This is a genomic window from Xanthomonas sp. 4461 (genome assembly GCF_024806475.1).
Lineage (GTDB): Bacteria > Pseudomonadota > Gammaproteobacteria > Xanthomonadales > Xanthomonadaceae > Xanthomonas > Xanthomonas arboricola_F.
The window spans coordinates 169,275-189,818 of the sequence record NZ_JANTYV010000001.1; the positions used below are offsets into that span (position 1 = coordinate 169,275).

At 64.1% G+C, this 20,544-nt stretch carries 14 protein-coding genes; 7 read left to right on the forward strand and 7 right to left on the reverse strand.

The annotated features are described in order from the left end of the window. Window positions 1-60: 60 nt before the first annotated feature. Genes FHY19_RS00690 through FHY19_RS00700 form a run of 3 tightly spaced genes read left to right on the forward strand, consistent with a single transcriptional unit; the run spans window position 61 to window position 5,234 of the window. Window positions 61-720 carry a TetR/AcrR family transcriptional regulator gene (locus FHY19_RS00690; protein ID WP_259150753.1) on the forward strand — a complete coding sequence of 220 codons (660 nt, stop codon included), beginning with the start codon at window positions 61-63 and terminating at the stop codon, window positions 718-720. A 14-nt stretch (window positions 721-734) separates the two neighbouring features. Continuing rightward, the gene (locus FHY19_RS00695; protein ID WP_259160822.1) at window positions 735-2,051 is read left to right on the forward strand and encodes an efflux RND transporter periplasmic adaptor subunit; all 1,317 of its coding nucleotides are present in this window, start codon (window positions 735-737) and stop codon (window positions 2,049-2,051) included. A gap of 12 nt (window positions 2,052-2,063) precedes the next feature. Then, a complete protein-coding gene (locus FHY19_RS00700; protein ID WP_259150756.1) occupies window positions 2,064-5,234 on the forward strand; it encodes a multidrug efflux RND transporter permease subunit in 3,171 nt (1,056 codons plus the stop codon). Between the two features lie 513 nt (window positions 5,235-5,747). Here the strand turns inward: FHY19_RS00700 and FHY19_RS00705 are convergent. Continuing rightward, window positions 5,748-6,740: a LacI family DNA-binding transcriptional regulator gene (locus tag FHY19_RS00705; RefSeq protein ID WP_259160824.1), complete on the reverse strand. Its 993-nt coding sequence runs from the start codon at window positions 6,738-6,740 to the stop codon at window positions 5,748-5,750. Window positions 6,741-6,901: 161 nt separating this feature from the next. Here FHY19_RS00705 and ptsP point away from each other — a divergent pair, with 161 nt between their 5' ends. The 4 genes from ptsP (at window position 6,902) to FHY19_RS00725 (ending at window position 13,728) form a co-directional block, all read left to right on the forward strand. Then, a complete protein-coding gene (gene ptsP / locus FHY19_RS00710) occupies window positions 6,902-9,418 on the forward strand; it encodes a phosphoenolpyruvate--protein phosphotransferase (protein WP_259160827.1) in 2,517 nt (838 codons plus the stop codon). Beyond that, a complete protein-coding gene (gene pfkB, locus FHY19_RS00715) occupies window positions 9,415-10,371 on the forward strand; it encodes a 1-phosphofructokinase (RefSeq protein ID WP_259160828.1) in 957 nt (318 codons plus the stop codon). Before ptsP ends, pfkB begins: the two co-directional genes overlap by 4 nt. 148 nt (window positions 10,372-10,519) lie before the next feature. After that, window positions 10,520-12,277, forward strand: a complete 1,758-nt coding sequence (locus FHY19_RS00720; protein WP_259160830.1) for a fructose-specific PTS transporter subunit EIIC — start codon at window positions 10,520-10,522, stop codon at window positions 12,275-12,277. Window positions 12,278-12,450: 173 nt separating this feature from the next. Then, window positions 12,451-13,728: a carbohydrate porin gene (locus FHY19_RS00725; RefSeq protein ID WP_259160832.1), complete on the forward strand. Its 1,278-nt coding sequence runs from the start codon at window positions 12,451-12,453 to the stop codon at window positions 13,726-13,728. 151 nt (window positions 13,729-13,879) lie between these two features. Here the strand turns inward: FHY19_RS00725 and FHY19_RS00730 are convergent, their stop codons facing one another. The 6 genes from FHY19_RS00730 to FHY19_RS00755 all read right to left on the reverse strand — a co-directional run bounded on the left by FHY19_RS00730 (window position 13,880) and on the right by FHY19_RS00755 (window position 20,250). Continuing rightward, complete coding sequence (locus FHY19_RS00730) at window positions 13,880-14,344, reverse strand: hypothetical protein (protein WP_259160834.1); 465 nt, start codon at window positions 14,342-14,344, stop codon at window positions 13,880-13,882. Window positions 14,345-14,400: 56 nt separating this feature from the next. Beyond that, window positions 14,401-14,802 (reverse strand): hypothetical protein, encoded by a 402-nt coding sequence (locus FHY19_RS00735; protein WP_228419233.1) that lies wholly within the window; start codon window positions 14,800-14,802, stop codon window positions 14,401-14,403. A gap of 795 nt (window positions 14,803-15,597) precedes the next feature. Next, window positions 15,598-16,518, reverse strand: coding sequence for a type II CAAX endopeptidase family protein (locus tag FHY19_RS00740; protein WP_259160836.1), 921 nt, complete (start codon window positions 16,516-16,518; stop codon window positions 15,598-15,600). A gap of 421 nt (window positions 16,519-16,939) precedes the next feature. Beyond that, the gene (locus FHY19_RS00745; protein ID WP_259160838.1) at window positions 16,940-17,482 is read right to left on the reverse strand and encodes a hypothetical protein; all 543 of its coding nucleotides are present in this window, start codon (window positions 17,480-17,482) and stop codon (window positions 16,940-16,942) included. Between the two features lie 976 nt (window positions 17,483-18,458). After that, the gene (locus FHY19_RS00750; protein WP_259160840.1) at window positions 18,459-18,713 is read right to left on the reverse strand and encodes a hypothetical protein; all 255 of its coding nucleotides are present in this window, start codon (window positions 18,711-18,713) and stop codon (window positions 18,459-18,461) included. 967 nt (window positions 18,714-19,680) lie between these two features. Next, window positions 19,681-20,250, reverse strand: a complete 570-nt coding sequence (locus FHY19_RS00755) for a hypothetical protein (protein ID WP_259160842.1) — start codon at window positions 20,248-20,250, stop codon at window positions 19,681-19,683. Window positions 20,251-20,544 lie beyond the last annotated feature (294 nt).

A 20,544-nucleotide genomic window follows, 5' to 3' on the forward strand; every position in this document is an offset into this window, starting at 1 on the left:
GACCAAACTGCGATCGTCAAGGCTGTTTAAAAACTAAACTGGACGGTATAGTCTACCGCCATGACCCCTCGTTCCCCCCGTGCTGCCCGGCGTTCGGATTGCGATCGCCGCATCCATGCTGCCGTGCATACCTTGCTTGCCGAGCGCGGAATGCGGCTGAGCATGGACGCGGTGGCCGAACGCGCCGGTTGTTCCAAGCAGACGCTCTACAGTTATTACGGATGTAAAGAAAATCTGCTGCGCGATGTCCTTCAGGACCACGTGCACCTGGCGACGGTGCCGCTGGGCGCAGTGTCCGGCGATCTACGCGAGGATCTGCTGGCCTTTGCACTGGCCCATCTTGACCGCCTCAACAGCCCGGATGTGTTACAGACCTGTCGTTTGGTGGAGGCCGAGTCGCACCGGTTCCCGGATCAGTCGCAACAGATCTTCCATGAGGGCGTCGTCGGCATGCAGCAACGCCTGGCGCATCGCTTCGAGCAAGCGATGGCCGCCGGCCAGCTGCGCCATGACGATCCGCACTTCATGGCCGAACTGCTGCTCAGCATGATCGTCGGCCTGGATTTCGATCGCCAACGCTTCCAGGTACCCCACCGCGCCGGCCTTGCCGCCAGGCAGCAGTGGGCGCAGTTCGCCGTCGAGACCTTTTTGCGGGCGTTTGCCGCGGCCAATGCCGCGCCTGCGCCGGCCCCGCTTGCTCTTCTCTCTTCAAGACCCTAACGGAGTTCCTCCTGATGATTGCCCCGCTCCGCACCTTCGGCCTGGCCTTGGCCATCACCGTGGCGCTCGCTGCCTGCAGCAAGCCCGAACAACAGCAGGCGCCCCCGCCGCCGGAAGTGTCGGTGCTGGAAATGAAACCGCAGACGCTGCCGCTGGAACGCGACCTGGTGGGCCGCCTGTCGGCGTTCCGCTCGGCCGACGTGCGTGCCCGCGTGGACGGGGTGCTGCTCAAGCGCCTGTACACCGAAGGCACCGACGTCAAGGAAGGCCAGCCGCTGTTCGAGATCGATCCCATGCCGCTGCGTGCCTCGTTGCTGCAGGCCCAGGGCCAGCTGGCCGCCGCCGAGGCGACCTACGCCAACGCCCAGATCGCCGCCAAGCGCGCGCGCAGCCTGGCGCCGCAGCAGTACGTCTCGCGTGCCGACATCGATAACGCCGAAGCCACCGAGCGCTCTTCCGGCGCTAGCGTGCAGCAGGCGCGCGGCGCGGTCCAGGCCGCCCGGATCCAGCTCAGCTTCGCCAGCGTCACCTCGCCGATCACCGGCCGCGCCGGCATCCAGCGGGTGACCGAAGGCGCGCTGGTCGGCTCCGGCGAAGCGACCCTGCTGACTACGGTGGACCAGATCGACCCGTTGTACGTCAATTTTGCGATGAGTAGCGAAGAACTCGCCGCGCTGCGCCAGGCGCAGAGCAGCGGCAACGTGCAGCTCAGCGGCGACGGCAAGTCCGCCATCAACGTGGAGCTGGGCAACGGCACCCTGTACCCGCACCCCGGTACGCTGGACGTGTCGGCGGTGACGGTGGACCCGAGCACCGGCGCGGTGTCGCTGCGCGCGACCCTGCCCAACCCGGAACTGGCGCTGCTGCCGGGCGCGTTCGTGACCTTCAAGGCCAGCCTGGGCCAGCGCAACAACGCCTACCTGCTGCCGCAGCAGGCGCTGCAGCGCGATGCCACCGGCGCCTATGCGCTGGTGCTGGGCAAGGACGGCAAGGTGGTGCGCAAGAACCTCACCGTCGACGGCCAGCAGAAGGGCCAGTGGATCGTGACCGGCGGCGTCACCCCGGGCGACCAGGTCATCGTCGATGGCGTGCAGAAGGCCAAGGAAGGTCAGCCCGCCAAGGGCGTGCCGTGGGATCCGAACAAGCCGGCCGCCGGCGCCCAGCCGGGTCAGCCCGGTGCAGCTGGCGCGGCGCCCGCCGCAGGCCAGGCCGGCGATGCCAAGGCCGCACCGGCTGCCAACGCTGCCGATGCCGCAGCACCGGCAGCGCAGGAGCAGCCCAAGCAGGATGCGGCGGCGCAGCCGGCCGACTCCCAGTCCAAGCAGCAGTGACGGAACCCGGACATGCCTAAGTTTTTTATCGAACACCCGATCTTTGCCTGGGTGGTGGCGATCCTGATCTCGCTTGCCGGCGTGATCTCGATCCTGAATCTGGGTATCGAGTCGTACCCGACGATCGCCCCGCCGCAGGTCACCGTCACCGCCAACTTCCCCGGCGCCAGTGCCGATACCGCCGAAAAGGCGGTGACCCAGGTCATCGAGCAGCAGCTCACCGGTATCGACCACCTGCTGTACTTCAACTCCTCGTCGGCCTCCAACGGCCGCGTGACCATCACGCTGACCTTCGAAACCGGCACCGACGCAGATATCGCGCAGGTGCAGGTGCAGAACAAGGTGTCGCTGGCCACGCCGCGCCTGCCCTCGGAAGTCACCCAGCAGGGTGTGGTGGTGGCCAAGGCCAACGCCGGCTTCCTGATGGTGGCCGCGCTGCGTTCGGACAACCCGTCGATCAACCGCGACGCGCTCAACGACATCGTCGGCTCGCGCGTGCTCGAGCAGATCTCGCGCGTGCCCGGCGTCGGCAGCACCAACCAGTTCGGCGCCGAGTACGCGATGAACATCTGGTTGAACCCGGAAAAACTGCAGGGCTACAACCTGTCGGCCACCCAGGTGCTGACCGCGGTGCGCAACCAGAACGTGCAGTTCGCGGCCGGCTCGGTCGGTGCCGACCCCACGCCGGACGGCATCAGTTTCACCGCCACGGTGTCGGCGGAAGGCCGCTTCAGCTCGCCGGAAGAGTTCGAGAACATCATCCTGCGCACCGACAACAACGGTGCCACCGTGCGCCTGAAGGATGTGGCGCGCGTCACCGTGGGGCCGAGCAACTACGGCTTCGACACCCAGTACAACGGCAAGCCCACCGGTGCCTTCGGCATCCAGCTGCTGCCGGGCGCCAACGCACTGAACGTGTCCGAGGCGGTCGGGGCCAAGCTCGACGAGCTGCAGCCCACCTTCCCGCAGGGCGTGACCTGGTTTGCACCGTACGAGTCGACCACCTTCGTGCGCATCTCCATCGAGGAAGTGGTGCACACGCTGGTGGAAGCCATCGTGCTGGTGTTCCTGGTGATGTTGCTGTTCCTGCAGAACTTCCGCGCCACGGTCATCCCGACCCTGGTGATTCCGGTGGCGCTGCTGGGCACGTTCTTCGGCATGTACGCCATCGGCTTCACCATCAACCAGCTGACGCTGTTTGCGATGGTGCTGGCGATCGGCATCGTGGTGGACGACGCGATCGTGGTGATCGAGAACGTCGAGCGCATCATGAGCGAGGAACATCTGGAGCCGAAGGCCGCCACGCAGAAGGCGATGACCCAGATCACCGGTGCGGTGGTGGCCATCACCGTGGTGCTGGCGGCGGTGTTCATCCCCTCCTCGCTGCAGCCCGGTGCCTCCGGTGCGATCTACAAGCAGTTCGCGCTGACCATCGCCATGTCGATGGGCTTCTCCGCGTTCCTGGCGCTGACCTTCACCCCGGCGTTGTGCGCCAGCTTCCTCAAGCCCACCCATTCGGACAAGAAGAACTGGGTCTACCGCACCTTCGACAAGTACTACGACAAGCTGGCCCATCGCTATGTCGGCGTGGTGGGGCACACGCTGAAGCGCTCGCCGCCGTGGATGATCGTGTTCGTGGTGCTGGTGGTGCTGTGCGGCTTCCTGTTTACCCGCATGCCGGGCAGCTTCCTGCCGGAAGAAGACCAGGGGTTTGCGGTGGCCATCGTGCAGCTGCCGCCGGGCGCCACCAAGATCCGTACCAACGAAACGTTTGCGCAGATGCGTGCGGTGCTGGAAAAGCAGCCGGCGGTGGAAGGCATGCTGCAGATCGCCGGCTTCAGCTTCCTGGGCTCGGGCGAAAACGTCGGCATGGGCTTCATCCGGCTCAAGCCATGGGAAGACCGCGACGTCACTGCCGAGCAGTTGATCCAGCAACTCAACGGTGCCTTCTACGGCATCAAGGGCGCGCAGATCTTCGTGGTCAACCTGCCTACCGTGCAGGGCCTTGGCCAGTTCGGCGGCTTCGACATGTGGCTGCAGGACCGTTCCGGCGCAGGCCAGGAAGCATTGACCCAGGCGCGCAACATCGTGCTGGGCAAGGCGGCGCAAAAGGCCGACACCATGGTGGGCGTGCGCCCGAACGGCCTGGAAAATTCGCCGCAGCTGCAGTTGCATGTGGACCGCGTGCAGGCGCAGTCGATGGGCCTGGAAGTCAGCGACATCTACAGCTCGATCCAGCTGATGCTGGCGCCGGTCTATGTCAACGATTACTTCTCCGAAGGCCGCATCAAGCGCGTCAACATCCGTGCCGACGACCAGTTCCGTACCGGCCCCGAGTCGTTGCGCAACTTCTTCACTCCCAGCAGCACCGCCACCGGTGCGGACGGGCAGCCCGGCATGATTCCGCTGAGCAATGTGGTCAAAGCCGAATGGACCTACGCCTCGCCGGCGCTGAATCGCTACAACGGCTATTCGGCGGTGAACATCGTCGGCAACCCTGCCCCGGGCGGTAGCTCCGGCCAGGCGATGACGGCGATGGAAGAGATCGTCAACAACGATCTGCCGCCAGGCTTCGGCTTCGACTGGAGCGGCATGTCGTATCAGGAAATCATTGCCGGTAACGCGGCGACGCTGCTGCTGGCGTTGTCGGTGGTGGTGGTGTTCCTGTGCCTGGCCGCGCTCTACGAGAGCTGGTCGATTCCGGTGGCGGTGCTGATGGTGGTGCCGATCGGCGTGCTGGGTGCGATCGTGTTCTCGATGCTGCGTGGCCTGCCGAACGATCTGTACTTCAAGATCGGCATGATCACGGTGATCGGCCTGGCGGCGAAGAACGCGATCCTGATCGTGGAATTTGCGGTGGAGCAGCGTGCGGCGGGCAAGACCCTGCGCGAGGCGACGCTGGAGGCGGCGCACCTGCGCTTCCGCCCGATCCTGATGACCTCGTTCGCCTTCATCCTGGGTGTGTTGCCGCTGGCGATTTCCACCGGTGCCGGCGCCAACTCGCGTCACTCCATCGGTACCGGCGTGATCGGCGGCATGGTGTTCGCCACCGTGCTCGGCGTGATCTTCATCCCGCTGTTCTTCGTGGTGGTGCGGCGCATGCTGGGCGACAAGCTGGACGAACAGTCCAAGGAATACCTGACCGCACAGAACGACTCGGGTACGCATCGTCCGGATCGCTAAGCCAAGGCGTTTGTTGCAAACCAAAAGCCCCGGCAGTGCCGGGGCTTTTTTGTGCCACCCACCAAGGACCCCGTAGGAGCGCACCCGGGCGCGACAGGCCTTATCGATCGTGATCACGCTATCGGCAAGTCCCTGTCGCGCCCGGGTGCGCTCCTACGGTTCGCTGCGGCGGTGCGCTGCGGCGGTGCGCGGAATAGGCAGGCAAGTGGCTATGCAGGTGTGCTGCCAACACAGAAGCGCAACACCTCTGTAGGAGCGCACCTGGGCGCGACGGGGCTCCATCGACCGCGATAAGGCTATCGGCAAGGCCCTGTCGCGCCCGGGTGCGCTCCTACGGGGTGGTGGGGATTGGTGATATTCCGCGCTTGGGCAGGACCCGCTTCACGTGCAGGCTGTTGACCAACGGCACAGCGTGATCCACGACAAACGCCACGCCGTTGTAGGAGCGCCCTTGGGCGCGATGGGCCTTACCGGTAAATCCCATCGCGCCCAAGGGCGCTCATACATCGTCAGCTAGATGCGCGTGCGTGCACCTGTGGAGCCACGCACCACGCAACGCCCGGTCATCACCATGCGGCGGATCGGCAGCTGCGGGTTGCCCAGGCGTTCCAGCAGCAGCGACATCGCCGCGCGGCCCATGTCCTCCACCGGCTGTTCCACCACGGTGATGCCCGGCTCGACCAGGTCGGTCCAGCGCTCGTTATCGAAGCCCGCCAGGGCGAGATCCTGCGGCAGCCGCAGGCCGGCGGTGCGCGCGGCTTTCAATGCGCCCATCAGCAGCAGGCTGTTACTGGTGACGATGGCTTCCGGGCGGTGATCGCTGGCAAGCCAATGGCCTAGTTCGGCAATCGCCGCTTCGGCAGTCGGCGCCACTTCGCGGTAGTCAGGCTCCAGTCCCTGCGCACGCATCGCGGCCAGATAGCCGTCGCGACGCTCGGCCGCGGTGGTGCTGGTGCTGCCGAACAACCCGCCGATGCGTCGATACCCCTGCGCCTGCAGATGCGCGACCAGCTCACCCATCGCTGCCGCATTGTCCAGCACCACGCTGTCGTAACGGCTGCCGGGGCCGGCGCGATCGACCAGCACGGTGGGGTAATCCAGCGCCAGCTCGTGCATCCGCCCCACGGTCACCCGGGTCGGAGCGAAGATCAGTCCGGTGATGCGTTCTTCCTGCATCAGCTCCAGATATAGCGCCTCGCGCTCGGGATCTTCATCGGTATTGCACAGCGTGACGCGCATACCGGCACGGTAAGCGACCTCTTCCACCGCTCGGATCAAGGCAGTGAAGTAAGGGTTGCGGATGTCGGCAACGATCACGCCCAGGATGCCGGACTGCTGCGATCGCAGCCGCCGCGCCATCAGGTTGGGGCGGTAACCGGTCTGACGCACAGCCGCCTCGACCTTGGCACGCACTTCCTCGCTCACCGGGCCAGTGCCCAACGCGCGCGAGACCGTGGACTTGGATACACCGGCCACCCGGGCCACGTCATTGATGCTGATACTCACTGGGACCGTTCCCGCTCCATTTGCGCACCTGACCTAGGCGCCGTGTCTACTCAGATGCTAACCCGAAAGCACTACAAGGATTTTGTGCACTGCACATTGACCTGGATCGTGGGAACGTTCCCACTATACTTCCCAGCCTGATCCCCCAATCGGAGCCCGCCTTGTCTTCTCCGTCGCCCGCCCCCGTCACTCCCGAGCTCATCCGTCTGCGTGCGCAGGCCCGCGACAAGGACGATGCCATCGCCCAGGCCGCCCAGTTGCTGGTCGCCGCCGGCTGCGTGGCGCCGGGCTACGACGCCAGCATGCGGCGCCGCGAAGGCCTGGCCAATACCTTCCTCGGTCACGGCCTGGCGATCCCGCACGGCGTCGGCGAAGACCGTCACCTGGTGCGCCGCGACGGGATTGCGGTGCTGCAGCTGCCCGAGGGCGTGGAGTGGAATCCCGGCCAGACCACCCGGCTGGTGGTGGGCATCGCCGCCCAGTCCGACACCCATATCACCCTGCTGCGCCGGCTGACCCGCCTGATCCAGGACCCGGCGCAGCTGGAAGCGCTGTTCACCACCGACGACCCCGGCGTGATCGTGGCCGCGCTCACCGGCGACCGCGCGCCGGACACCAGCGCCGCACCGGCCACCGACCTGGCCGAAACCTTCGCGTGGACCATCGCCTACCCCAGCGGCCTGCACGCCCGCCCCGCCACACGCTGGGCCGAGACCGCACGCGGCTTCTCGGCGCGTGCGCAGGTGCGCGCCGGCGACCAGGCCGCCGATGCCAAGAGCCTGGTCGGCCTGCTGCAGCTGGGCCTGCGTGCCGGCGACAGCATCACCGTCTCGGCCGAAGGCCCCGATGCCGCTGCCCTGCTCAAGCGCCTACGCGCGGTGATGGACAGCCTGACCGCGCAGGAAAAGGCCGATGCCGAACGCGCCGCGCAACGCCGCGCCGCGCCGGTGGCGGGCTGGACGCCGCCGCAGGCGCAGCCGGCCATCGTCGGCATCGGCGCCAGCCCGGGCGTGGCGATCGGCATCGTGCACCGGCTGCGCGCGGCGCAGACCGAAGTGGCCGATCAACCGGTCGGCCTGGGCGATGGCGGCGCGCTGCTGCACGACGCGCTGACCCGCACCCGCCAGCAGCTGGCGGCGATCCAGGACGACACCCAGCGCCGGCTCGGTGCTTCGGACGCGGCGATCTTCAAGGCCCAGGCCGAGCTGCTCAACGACACCGACCTGATCACCCGCACCTGCCAGCTGATGGTCGAAGGCCACGGTGTGGCATGGTCGTGGCATCAGGCGGTGGAACAGATCGCCTCGGGCCTGGCGGCGCTGGGCAACCCGGTGCTGGCCGGGCGCGCGGCCGACCTGCGCGACGTCGGCCGCCGCGTGCTGGCCCAGCTCGACCCGTCTGCGGCGGGCGCCGGCCTCACCGACCTGCCCGACCAACCCTGCATCCTGCTCGCCAGCGACCTGTCGCCGTCGGATACCGCCAACCTGGACACCGCACGCGTGTTCGGCCTGGCCACCGCGCAGGGCGGCCCGACCTCGCACACCGCGATCCTGTCGCGCACCCTGGGACTGCCGGCGCTGGTCGCCGCTGGCGGCCAGTTGCTGGAGATCGAGGACGGCGCCACCGCCATCATCGACGGCAGCAGCGGGCGCCTGTACGTCAACCCGTCCGCGCAGGATCTGGACGCGGCCCGCACGCATATCGCCGAGCAACAGGCCATCCGCGAGCGCGAGGCCGCCCAGCGCGCTCTGCCCGCCGAGACCACCGACGGCCACCACATCGACATCGGTGCCAACGTCAACCTGCCCGACCAGGTCGCGATGGCGCTGACCCAGGGCGCCGAAGGCGTCGGCCTGATGCGCACCGAATTCCTGTTCCTGGAAAGCGGCAGCACGCCCAGCGAAGACGAGCAGTACGCGACCTATCGCGCGATGGCGCAGGCGCTGGACGGCCGCCCGCTGATCGTGCGTGCGCTGGATATCGGCGGCGACAAGCAGGTGGCGCATCTGGAACTGCCGCACGAAGAAAACCCGTTCCTGGGCGTGCGTGGCGCGCGCCTGCTGCTGCGTCGCCCCGACCTGCTCGAACCGCAACTGCGTGCGCTTTATCGCGCTGCAAAAGATGGTGCGCGGCTGTCGATCATGTTCCCGATGATCACCTCGGTGCCGGAGCTGATCGCCTTGCGCGAGATCTGTGAACGCCTACGCGCCGAACTCGACGCGCCCGAGGTTCCGATCGGCATCATGATCGAAGTCCCCGCCGCCGCCGCGCAGGCCGACGTGCTGGCGCGGCATGCGGACTTCTTTTCGATCGGCACCAACGACCTCACCCAGTACGTGCTGGCGATCGACCGCCAGAACCCGGAGCTGGCCGCCGAGGCCGACAGCCTGCATCCGGCGGTGCTGCGCATGATCCGCAGCACGATCGAGGGCGCGCGCAAGCACGACCGCTGGGTCGGCGTGTGCGGCGGCCTGGCCGGCGATGCGTTCGGCGCCAGCCTGTTGGCCGGCCTGGGCGTGCAGGAACTGTCGATGACGCCCAACGACATCCCCTCGGTGAAAGCGCGCCTGCGCGCGTCGTCGATCGGCCAGTTGCGGCAGTTGGCAGAACGGGCGCTGGACTGCGAAACCGCCGAGCAGGTGCGCGCACTGGAAGCGCAGCGCGGGGACGTGGCATGAGCCTGCAGGCCATCACCGTTACGCTGAATCCGGCGATCGACCAGACCATCCGGCTCGACAGCCTGCAGCCCGGCGCCGTGCATCGCGCCAGCAGCGTGCGCAACGATGCCGGCGGCAAGGGCATCAACGTGGCTGCCTGCCTGGCCGATTGGGGCACCGATGTCGCCGCACTCGGCGTGCTCGGCGGCGGCAATGCCGGCGTGTTCGAAGCGCTGTTCCGCGAGCGCGGCATCGTCGACCACTGCCAGCGCGTGGCCGGCGAAACCCGCACCAATCTCAAGCTGGTGGAGGCGCGCAGCAACGACACCACCGACATCAACCTGCCCGGCCTGCAGCTAAGCAGCGCGCATCTGCAGGGCGTGGCCGATCAACTCGCCCCGCTGCTGCGCCCCGGCCTGCCGGTGGTGCTGTCCGGCAGCCTGCCTGCCGGCCTGCCGGACGACAGCTGGGCGCAGCTGCAGGCGCAGGCCAGCGCCGCCGGCGCACGCGTCCTGCTCGATACCAGCGGTGCGCCGCTGGTGGCTGCATTGGGCGCCGCCCGCGACGCCCTGCCGTACGCGGTCAAGCCGAACCGCCACGAACTGGAAGCCTGGACCGGCCGACCGCTCACCGACCGCGCCGCGCTCAGCGCCGCTGCGCACGAACTGCTCGCGCGCGGCATCCAGCTGGTGGTGATTTCGATGGGCACCGACGGTGCGTTGTTCGTGCAGCGCGACCAGCGACTGATCGCGCGTCCGCCGCGGCTGGCGCAGGGCAGCAGCGTGGGCGCAGGCGATGCGATGGTGGCCGGCCTGGCCGCCGCACTGCTGGATGTGGCCACCGATCTGGAGCAGTGCGCACGGCTGGCCACGGCGTTTTCGATGTGCCGGCTGGAAAGCGGCGACGCGCGCAGGCTCAGCGCCGACGGCGTGAGACGTGCTGCGACCGAAGTCGTGATCCAGACGCTGTCGTGAGCGCGGCCTTGCACCAGGCGGCGACCGCCACGCAGGTCTCCGCGCATCGTTCCGACCGCCGCCATCCCGGCACGCGTCACCCGTACGCGTAACGCCCCAATTCCCCAGCCGGCCTCACCGGCGACCGCAATACAGCAGGAGTTTTGCCATGTCCTCTTCCATCGTGGTCATCGCCGCCGGCGAACGCAGTACCGAAGCCGTCCTGGCGGCCGAGGCGCTGCGCCGCGCGGCCACCGCCGCCGGACGCAGCGTGACGATCGAAATCCGCAGCGACCAGGGCGTGCTCGGCGCGCTGCCGACCGACCTGACCAGCGGCGCCGCGCAGGTCCTGGTCGTCGGCGATGCCGATGCCGACACCGCGCGCTTCGGCGATGCGCAACTGCTGCATCTGAGCCTGGGCGCGGTGTTGGACGATCCGGCCGCCGCCGTCAGCCAGCTCTCTGCCCCCGCCGCACCAGCCAGCACACCGGCAGCGACCGACGCTTCCGGCGCAGGCGGCAAGCGCATCGTTGCGATCACCTCCTGCCCCACCGGCATCGCGCACACCTTCATGGCCGCCGAAGGCCTGCAGCAGGCCGCCAAGAAGCTTGGCCACCAGATGCGCGTGGAAACGCAAGGTTCGGTGGGTGCGCAGGACGCATTGACCGACGAGGAAATCCGCGCGGCCGATGTGGTCATCATCGCCGCCGACCGCGAAGTGGACCTGGCCCGTTTCGCCGGCAAGCGCGTGCTCAAGAGCGGCACCAAGCCGGCCATCAACGACGGCCCGGCCCTGATCAACAAGGCGCTGGCCGAGGCCGGCGTGCACGGCGGCGCGGCACCGGCCACCGGCACCGCCGCCAGCACGGCCGCCAGCACGGCCGCAAGCAAGGGCAACAGCCGCACCGGCGCCTACAAGCATCTGATGACCGGCGTGTCGTTCATGCTGCCCTTCGTCACCGCCGGCGGCCTGCTGATCGCACTGGCCTTCGCGCTCGGCGGCATCTATGCCGGCGACGATGCGCACCAGGGCACGCTGGCCTGGTCGCTGTTCCAGATCGGCGCCAAGGCCGGTTTCACCCTGATGGTGCCCGCGCTGGCCGGCTATATCGCCTACTCCATCGCCGACCGCCCCGGCATTGCGCCCGGCATGATCGGCGGGCTGGTCGCGGCCAATCTCAATGCGGGTTTCCTCGGCGGAATTATTGCGGGCTTCATCGCCGGCTACGGCGTGGCCGCGCTCAACCGCTACATCCGCCTGCCGCGCAACCTGGAAGGGCTCAAGCCGGTGCTGATCCTGCCGGTGCTGGGCACGCTGCTGGTCGGCCTGGCGATGATGTACGTGTTCGGCCAGCCGGTCGCCGACCTGCTGGCCTGGCTCACCGCCTGGCTGCGCGGCATGCAGGGCAGCAGCGCGCTGCTGCTGGGCCTGTTGCTCGGCGGCATGATGGCCTTCGACATGGGCGGGCCGGTCAACAAGGCCGCCTATGCGTTCTCCACCGGCCTGATCGCCAGTCAGGTCTACACGCCGATGGCCGCCGCCATGGTCGCCGGCATGACCCCGCCGCTGGGCATCGCGCTGGCTACCTGGGTGTTCCGCAACCGTTTCACCGTCGAAGAGCGCGGCTCGGCCACCGCTGCCGGCGTGCTCGGGCTGGCCTTCGTCACCGAGGGTGCCATCCCGTATGCCGCCCGCGACCCGCTGCGCACCATTCCGGCGCTGGTGATCGGCTCGGCCGTGGCCGGTGCGATCTCGATGTCGGTCGGCGCCGAACTGAAGGCGCCGCACGGCGGCATCTTCGTGCTGCTGATCCCCAATGCCGTCACCCATCTGGCGATGTATGTGCTGGCCTTGCTGGCCGGCGTGGTGGTCACCGCCATCGCCCTGCGCGTGCTCAAGAAGCCGGTGGCCGACGTCGTCGCCTGAGCCAACCCCCGGCGGCAGGCATCTGCCGCCGCATCCGACGCGCCGGACGCGCGTCACCGCTGATTGCTGTTACCGCCGCGCCGCGCATTGATCGCGCGCCGCCAGCGGCTTGCCCATCCCCTTGCTGTCGCGTCCGCCATCTCGGCCACACCCTCTTTGTTCGGAGTCCTGCCATGTCCGCCCTGCTCTCCCACCGCGCTTCCCATCGTCTGCTGTGCCTGTCGCTTGCCATGGCGCTGGCCCCCTTGGCCCACGCACAGGAGGCCGCCGATGCCTTCAAACTCAAGCTGGGTTACACCGGCGAAGCCGCCTCGATGATCGACGGTGGTCGCAAGAGCGGCGACGCCTACGCCGGCCAGCTGATGGTCGGCACCGACGTGGACATGGACCGCCTGTTCGGCTGGAACGGCGCCACGGTCAAGCTCTATGTCACCAACCGCCACGGCACCAACCTGTCCAACAGCAGCATCGGCAACAGCACCTCGGTGCAGGAAATCTACGGCGGCCAGGGCACGCGCCTGGCCAACTTCACCCTGCTGCAAAAACTGTTCAACGACCGCCTGGAACTGGAAGCCGGCCGCAGCGTGGCCAACATCCACTTCCTCGGCTCGGACCTGTGCCAGTACTTCCAGGGCAACTCGGCCTGCGGCAACCCCACCTTCGTGTTCCGCACCAGCAACTTCACCTATTGGCCGGTCTCCAGCTGGGCGGCGCACGCCACCGCCTGGGTCACGCCCAAGGTCTATGTGCATGTCGGCGCGTATGAAGTGAACCCGGTGCAGGCCCAGGACGGCCAGCACGGTTTGAAGTGGAGCACCGACGACACCACCGGCGTGGTGGTGCCCTACGCCATCGGCTACAAGAACAAGGGCGGCGACGGCACGCTGGCGGCGATGTACGAACTCGGCGGCTGGCAGGACAACTCCGACTACACCGACCCGCTACGCGACCGCAACGGCAACCCTGCCGTCCTCAGCGGCCTGGGCTATGAAAACAAGCAGGGCCGCTCTGGCCTGTTCGGCCGCTTCGAGCAGCAGGTCACCAACCCCGACCCGTCCGGCACCCGCGGCCTGACCGTATTCGCCGCCATGCTCAAGAGCACCGGCGGCCAGGCCATCGAAGACCACTTCGTGCAGCTCGGCCTGGTGCAGAAAGGCACCTTCGCCAGCCGCCCGCAGGACAACATTGCGTTTGTGATCACCCAGCAGAAGTACAGCGACGAAGCCATCGAAAACCTGCGCCTGGCGCGCGCCTCCGCCGGCGGCACCGGCACCCCGGCCGACAACCAGATCATGATGGAGCTCAGCTACGGCATCCAGGTCACCAAGCGCCTGCGCATCGCTCCCAACCTGCACTACGTGATCAACCCCGACCAGTTCAACGAACCCACCCGCACCAGCGATCTGAAGAACGCGCTGATCGCGGGCATGCGGATCGACTGGAATCTATGACCCGTCGAGAAGCTGCGCGCGTTGCGCGCATGCTTGGCGGTCACCATTGCCTGAAGGCAGTGGCGGGTGCATTGTACTTGTGTAATGAACCGCCACTGTCTAACTCTTAAATTAAGCGGAGTTGCGAAGCGGGCTCGGCTTGAATGAATTGTTAGGCCGCACGCTGTTTAAGAACGGTCGGCTCAGTAGGCGAAGCTTGCCACAGCTGCAGGCGGTAGTGATCTTGGCCATCAAGACCGTCCTCCGACAGCGAGCACAGGCCGGAGGAAGAAAGACGGACTCTGTACTCGCCAGGCGCCAAGTCGAAGCGTGCTGCATCAGGGAAGTAGTCCGTGCAGCCAGCCACAACGAGCGGGCCTTTTGTGATCGCGAGTGAGCCCTCGACAACATGATCGAATTTAATGAAGTCAGCAGACGGAGCCGAATCCAGGAACTCAAGCGTAACTGGTACGTGCATGTTGCGCGCAGTGCCGATCCCGACGACGCCCATTGAGACAGCGAACATGCGTTGAGTGGCTACTGGACTCCACGCATCCGAAAGGTCGCCGCTTGCTCCCTCGTCCTGCAGATAGAACTGAAAGTAGTCAGCAAATAGTTCGAGAGTGTGTGATTGCATCAGTGCGGTCTCACGCTGGAGTTAAGCGGAGCGGAGCCGTCCGCGTGGATGAGTGGTTATGGCTTACGCCGCATGCCAAAGCGTGCCCGATAAGCGTATGCCGCGCCTGGTACACCAATAAACAAGAGATACAAGAAAGCGTTTAGAACTGATGGCTGACTGCGCGCACCAGGCCAAGCTGGATCGCTAGAAAGCTGGATCACGAGGTACCAGATGCCAAGACCGAAGATGGTGCAGCCAATGAGGCTGCCAATAAATTGCCTTACTCGCCCTTGAGTGAAGCACGCGAGGAAAAGTAGCAAGCAAAAAGCGGAAAACAAATAGAAATAAATCGCCTTGTCGGTAGGCGGCGCGACAAGGACCAAGACAACGCAAAACAGCATGGCAAAGACGCCAAGGAGCAGTCTGGCGCCAAGGCTGAGGCCGTGATTGATGATCCTTTCAGCTTCCTGATGCATGGCTGCAGTCCTTTAGCCCCTAACAGCTGAGTTAAGCCGCGCCGCGAAGCGGCCTCGGCTTGGACGAATTATTAGGCCACATTAGCCCGCACAGTACTGCTCTGAATTAGGAAGCTCGCCGGCTAGCCAGCACTTGTGAATCTTGTAACTTGCTCGGTTGAAAGCGCGGAGATCTTCATCGCCGGCCATAGGCCGCACTAGCTCAGTGTTCCCAGTTTGCTTGTCTATTCGGAAGACACCCGTAACGTGTCCCAGCTGATCAAGACGCTCAGTGCCGATCCGCTGATACTCCGTGCAGATGAACTCATAGTCGCACAGCTCTTCGGTCTCAGACTGCTTCCGGATGCCGATGTAATGCCGGTCGAGATAGTCCGCTGCCTGCATAGATGTGCCCGAATGTGGCCCAACGCTTGAATTAAGCCGAGTTGCGAAGCAACTTCGGCTTGAATGAGTTGTTAGGCAGTGAGTGGCCGCAGAAGTTGGATAGTGCAAACCTGCACCCCAGCAATGCCGCCTCGGCCTAGTCTGCCACAGCTTGCGGGACGAAGCTTGCGCCATCATGCCCGGAAGCGGCTTGCCACCGAAGACAAGTGCAATGAGCGCAGCGCTGGAACGACGTGCCAAGGCGAAGCACCGAACCTACCGCAATACACAACGGTCATGATTGCCAGCCGGAGCCGACTGCATGCACGTCTGCGAACTCACCGAAGCGGCAAACACCAACGCATTTGCTCCACAACCGCCTAACGCCGGAGTTAAGGCGCGTGCGGTACGCACGTCGCCTCGACCGAATTGTTAGGCCGCTGCCTTGAAGAAGGCCCCACGCCGTCGTGCCGCGCGCAGCAACAGTACAACCACGACTGTGGTCGACACGATCGCCAGCAGTGAACTTTCCGGACCGAATATTCCGCCGGTCAGCCAGTCGGGCCCGGCATAGCGGCTTTCGAGCGGCGCTACGGCGCGCCAGTCCTCGATGCCGGAAAGCGGCACGCCAGTGAGCAAGATGGTGAAGTTCCATGCCGCGTGATTGGCGGCCACCACCCACAGGTTGCGCGTCAGGACGAACAGCCCGCCCCACAGCAGGCCCAGCACTGTCACCGACATCAGCATGGCCACGATATCGCCGGGTCCACCGTGCGCCACATTCTCCAAGTGCGGCAGGGCGAACAGCACCGCTTGCACCGCCAATGCCACCACGGTTCCCCAGGCCCGCTCCAGCAGCCGAAACAACAGGCAGCGGTGGACCAGCTCTTCGAGGGTGGCCGCAATTCCGATGAGGGCCGCCACGCCCAACAGCGCCGGCGAGGCGCCGCGGAACAGCACCAGTTCGTAGGCGCCGAACGCGAACAGCATGGCGATCGGCAACGCCACCAGGGCGGCGCCGCCTACACCGCCAAGTATCAGGGCAACCGGCTGCAGCTGCAGCTCAGTCGCTTTGCGCTTTTCATGCCAGTGCACATAGGCCCAGTAGCCCGCTATGGCCAGCAGGATGATGCCGGCACGTCTGCACACGCTGAGCCATGCGGGCCCAGGCTGAAACACCGTATCGATCAGCGGCAGCAGGCCTTGCCGAAAGACCAGTACCGAACCCATGATCGCCATCCCGCCCAGCAGGAGCGAGCCCAACATCCGGAGGGTGACGCGTATGCGCTGGCGAACGATGCCTTCCGGTTCCGCAGGAGGTGTGCGGCTCGGGTCGAAGCTATCAGAAGACATGGCATCTTTGCTGGGTAGGGACGAGTCAAGGAGCAGAGAATCTGCAAATGGGTCATGACCTTTCATATCGGCCTAACGCCTGAATTAAGCCGACTTATGAAGCAAGTTCGGCTTGAATGAATTGTTAGGCAGTGAGTGGCCGCAAAGGTTGGATGGTGCAACCATGCTCCCCAGCACTGCCGCCTGCACCGAGTGTGCCACAGCTTGCGGGATCGAGCTTGCCAGCGATGCCCCGACGCAGGGTGCCATCGAAGTCAAACACAATGAGCACAGCGCGGCAACGACAACCAAGCAAAGCGCCGAACTTACCGCAATCAGCAACGGCGATGGATGCTGTACGGAGCCAACCGCATGCGTGCCTGCTAAGTTACCGAAGCAGGACCCAAGAAGTTCCTTGCTCTAACACCGCCTAACACCTGAGTTAAGCCCCGCTGCGAAGCGGCGTCGGCTTGACTGAATTGTTAGGCCACATGGCCAGGTGCTGCCAGTGCGAGCATTTATCAGCCGGATCTATGATCTGCGCTCGCCAACTACCAACCAGCGGATCCCAAGCGCGCTGACCCGAGAGAATATGCCCATCAAGAAGCGAGAAAGTAACCGAATAGTAGCTATTGCTATAGCTGCGAAGATCATATTTTCCGCTATAGAAAGTCAGTGATACGTAGGCAGGTAGGCTTACGCGCGTATGATACCAAGAGCCGCTGGCCTCAACTTTAGTTACATCCCGAAGCTTGCCTAGGATGCATTGATTCAACACGACGTTGAAATGAGGCGATGAAATCGCAACTCTTGTCAATGTTCCAGGATTTCCCTTAGTACGATTGATATGAACTTTGACAGGACCATAGGTGGCCGGTACGGCACCCAGAGTCCCATCTTCGCCAATCGGGAAAATGCGATCTTGATGAGCAGAAGCCGCGGCTGCCACCAAGAAGAGCAAGACACCAGCTGCAATCTTTCTCATGTGGCCTAAGCTTGAAAGAGATATTAGGCGATGAGTGGTCGCAAAGGTTGGATGGTGCAACCATGCTCCCCGGCATCGCCGCCTGGACCGAGTGTGCCAAAGGTTGGGTAGATGGAGCTTGCCCAGCGACGCTCCGATGCGGTGTGCCATCGAAGCCGGACGCAACGAGTGCAGCGCGGCAATGAGGTACACGGGCGAAGTATCGCCCCTGTCGTCACCAGCAACGGTAATGATTACTGCCCGAAGCCGATTGTACGCCTGTCTACAAACCGACCGAAGCCGGACCCACCAAATGATGTGCTCTACCACTGCCTAACCGCCTGAATTAAGCCGACCCGCAGCGGGGCGGCGACTGAGTGCAATATGGCCGAAGGCGTGCACTCCGGCGCCGCCCTGATGCGGGATCGGCTTGAACGAATTGTTAGGCATACGTCACTTGAAGGAAAAATCAGCTGCGTACATTTTTGGAAGCGTCCAAGAAGGATCCGACTCTATTACCCAATCAATATTTTCTTCTGGGAATCTCTCTTGGAATGCCCTTAACTGACTATCCTCATATCTTGATCGTGCGTAAAAATAATAAGTGCGCTTTGCCGCAAACGTCTCAACGAGAAATGTAATGCCAACACCCTGCTCGTGGAAGAGACTGATTATGCCTGCATCAAAGTCAAAGAGAGATTTGTTGTACTCCGACTCTGGTAGCCCATTGTCTTTGACGTGCCTCAGGTACTGCGTGATTGCTACCCGTACCGGGTACTGTGACGAAAGTCCTATGTACTCGGATGGCCTTATATCTAATCGGCGAAAATAAATTGGAAGGCCTTCATACAGAGTGTCGCCATTGAGCCAGCGCCGTGAAGAGCTGATTGAATTACTCTTTCTCTTGAGAAAATTGAACACAGAAACCTGCCCGATCAAGTATGCCTAACACCTGAATTAAGCCGAGCCGCGAAGCGGCTTGGGATTGAATGAATTGTTAGGCCGCAACCGCGCCATACAACTGCAGCGCGGAGCCGGCCAATACGAATAGAAAACCAACCAACTGCTGCCGGAACTGTCCGCCGACCTCTCGCGCCAAGTCCGCGATGATAGAACTGAAATTGTCGTACGTGACCTGAGCGTCGTACTTCCCAAGTTTGCGAAAGGTACGCAAAGACTGGTAGACGAGAAAGGCCGCGCCCCCCAATTGAAGGATGATGCCAATAACCGTCAAGCAGACTGGAGTTGTCATAGAGGCCTAACACCTGAATTAAGCCGAGCCGTAAAGCGGCTTCGGCTTGAATGAATTGTTAGGGCGCGCTGCAGGGAAAGGCAGCGGCCATGCTCTCAACGATACCAACGGCTGCTGGTAGGTGGTGACGCGCAGGATTGCTGGCCGCCCACTGGACAAAGACTGCGGCAGCTTGGCGGGATAGAACCGTGGGCGGGACGCAGGCCTTTGGGGAGCTTGGACCTAACGAAAGTTTGTAGAGGGTTTGCACATCAAGCACCGCTCCAACGTAGGTGAAGCAGTAGGTCCGGAAAAAGTGGCCATCTGGCTTTTGGCAGTTCTCCATCATCTCGCCGATGGTCACTCCGTCACCCTCGGCTCTGACCGAATGTGGGAGCGCAGCAAGAAGAGCGGCAAGAACAATAGTGGGTGAACGCATCTCAATCCCCTCGGCCTTCAGATGACGATATTGCTGGAAAAGCGCCCTAGCACCAGAGTTCAGCCGCGTTGTAGCGGGCTGGGAGGCAGGTGGCAAGCTCTACCTGCCGCCTGACTCACGGACCGATGCAACGTCGGCTGCAACGACTCGTTAGGCCCCCGAGCGTGAGCCTGCTCTTTCTGTAATCAAATTTGCGCCAGTGAGTATCGGCATTCCATTGATTGCTCACCACGGTGTGCTCATACCCAGAGGAGTTTCTACAGCACTTCTCCGTTTGCTATACGAACTGCATTCTGTAGCTCCTCTTCGTACAGCTCCGTCTCATCTACAAACTTCGCCTCTAGACGCCTGTGAGCTTCCGGCAACACGATCTCGAGCGCGCGCTTCTGCCGAAGAAAGGTTGAAAGTGCATGATTGTTTAATTTCCCGACTGGGACCGACCAGTTCTTTCGAAGGCGCTGGATTAGCCCCGAGTTGAGCTCGGGCTGAACCCACGGGCCTTCGATATCAGAGACGCTTCGTAGTTCCATTGGGGGTCTAACGCCTGAGTTAAGGCGTGCCGCGAAGCGGCATCGCCTTGAACGAATTGTTAGCCTTGCCGATCAGTGACATTGAAACCATTGCTTGAGCGGTGGCTTCAGCGTTGTCGGAGGTGGTGAGGATGAACAGGAGCTCATCTTTGTCTTCTGGTCGCCCCCACGAGTAAACCGTCGTGCGAGTGTGCGGGGCTTGGGGGCCAAGCGCGGTTGCTTCCTGTGCCGCTGCCAAAAGTGGCTCCGGGGCCGTACTAACCATCTTCGAGAAGCCTGAGTGAGCTCGATCAGCATCAGCGCGCTGAGCGAACACTGCGCAGACAGAGTCATCTCTGAGCGCGACCACATATGCGGTGGAGGGCGCTACAACGAACCAAGCTTTGCCTGGCTTGCCGGCAAGAAAGAACTCCGCTTTATCTGGTGGAGCCTCCGGAGCGCCGGTGTCGCTCATGAATTTCCGCAGGGCGTCCTGCGAATAGAAGTGCGTCATGCACGTGCCGGCGAAGAGGTCGTTGATGCTGTCCGGCGGTGTAGACGCCATAGCGAAGGCCGGAAGTAGCGCTGCGATTGCCAGAAGCTTGCGCATCATCAGTCTCGGAAGGCTAACTACTATTGGACCGCCGAAATGCGGTGTTGCGCCGAGTATCTCCGATCGCCGGTGCTTTGTGAATGGGGGAAATCCCAGCCAGGGTCACGGGATTGCACGATGGCAAGCGGCCGCGACCAAGCGGATGCTTGCAGTGTTATCCAGTAAGGACACGGGTGTATGAAATACCCCCCTAAAAACAATGGTGTAACAGCACATCCGCCGACGCGATTGCTCGATCGAGTGCGCGGCCGCTTGCGCGTTCTGAACTACAGACTGCGCCCCGAGCAAGCG